Origin of the sequence: Olsenella sp. An270, assembly GCF_002159735.1 — a bacterium.
Classification (GTDB): domain Bacteria; phylum Actinomycetota; class Coriobacteriia; order Coriobacteriales; family Atopobiaceae; genus Thermophilibacter.
Genome location: NZ_NFJF01000012.1, coordinates 1 through 1,498, shown reverse-complemented (window position 1 = coordinate 1,498; position 1,498 = coordinate 1). Strand labels below are relative to the sequence as shown.

Genomic DNA, 1,498 nt, shown 5'->3' with positions numbered 1-1,498 from the left:
CTGATATGAGAGAGTCTCCGTCAAGCGACAAATCCGCCCCGGCCCCGGTCCCCCGGCGCCAGGGCCGCGCTCGTATGTCGCCCTCCCGGGGCGGGCCGCGTCTCGGGCATGTCCGTCCCAGGACGCGCGTTCGCGAGTCTGACATCCGCGCGTTGGCTAGCGCATTCCGACTCTCCGGCTGGGGGTTGCCGCCCGTCTAGAACCGCGCGCTCGGGCGCGTAGGAATCTCGCGGGTCTCCCCACGGGCCGTCGGCGCGGCCCGCGCCGGGAGGGCGGCTCCCCGCTACGCCGGGGAGCCCTGCGCCGCGGCGCCCACCGCCCAGACGAAGCCGGCGAGCTCGCGGGCGACCGCGGCGGCCACGACGCCGCCGGGCTTGCGCCTCGCCCTGAGCGCGAGGAACCGCTCGTGGAGCCTGCGGTTGCACCGGGCGCACGCCTCCGCCGCCGCGGCCGTCGGCGCCGAGGCGGCGGCCGCGGCCTCGGAGGCCGGCGAGAGCGGCCTCTCGTGGTGCCAGGCGGCCTCGACGAGGAGCCTGCGCACGTGGGCGTTGCCCGCCCGCGTTATCCCGCCGCGGCTGACGCTCTCGCCGCTCGAGGACTCCGAGGGCACGAGCCCGACGTAGGACATGAAGGCGCGCGCCGTCGGGAACCTCGAGAGGTCCCCGACCTCGACGGCGAGGGCGAAGGCCGTGAGGGTCGAGACGCCGCGGATGCCGGAGAGCGCCGACACGACCGGGGCGAGGTCGGGCGAGGCGGCCCTGCGGGCGATCTCGGCGTCGAGCCGGCGGCGGCGCCCCTCGGCCGCGGCGACCGCCTCGAGCAGCTCGCCGTAGACGAGGCGCTCGACCGGCTCGGGGAGCTCGACGGCCCGGAGCCACCTCCTGTGGGCCTGCGTCCACGACGTCGCCCCCTCCCAGCGCAGCCCCTTCCTGAGCAGGAACTTCGAGAGCCTGTGCCGCGCGCGCATGAGGTCCTCGCGGGCCTGCTCGCGCAGGCGCGCGAGGTCGCGGTCGGCCTCCCGGGCGGGCGGGGGGCACCAGCACTCCACGACGTTGCCGACGGCGAGCATGCGGGCGAGGAAGTCGGCGTCGCGCCGGTCGGTCTTCACCCTGTCGCCGGAGGGCCTGAGCATCTTGCTCACGGCCCCGACGGCGGTGGGCAGCCCGAGGGCGTCGAGGGACCGCTTGAGGTCGAAGCCCGTCGGGCCGGACTCGTAGACGGCGCGGCAGGGCTGGGGCAGCGCCGCCGCCCAGGCGGCGACCGCGGCCGGGTCGTAGCCGAACGAGGCGCGCACGACCTCGCCGGTCTCGTGGACGAGGGCGCTGGCGGCGATGCTCCTGGCGTGGACGTCGAGCCCGATGCTGGTAGAGTGGTTCATGGCTGGGACCTCCCGTGACTGTGGCAAGCCGGACGATGACGCGACCGAGCCTAACCCACGACGCCCAGGGGGCCAACTTCACGCGAGGGGTCTCAGCCGCTTCCCCTCATATCGTCTAGA

Annotated in this window: 1 protein-coding gene; it reads right to left on the bottom strand. The window is 75.5% G+C overall.

Annotated features, from left to right (window positions below; all coding sequences use genetic code 11):
* Positions 1-283: 283 nt before the first annotated feature.
* Complete coding sequence (locus B5F73_RS09180) at positions 284-1,378, bottom strand: IS110 family transposase (protein WP_087227940.1); 1,095 nt, start codon at positions 1,376-1,378, stop codon at positions 284-286.
* Between the last annotated feature and the right edge of the window lie 120 nt (positions 1,379-1,498).

Excerpts from the sequence above, each read along its gene's own strand:
- B5F73_RS09180 (WP_087227940.1), bottom strand. The coding sequence starts at position 1,378 with ATGAACCACTCTACCAGCATCGGGCTCGACGTCCACGCCAGGAGCATC.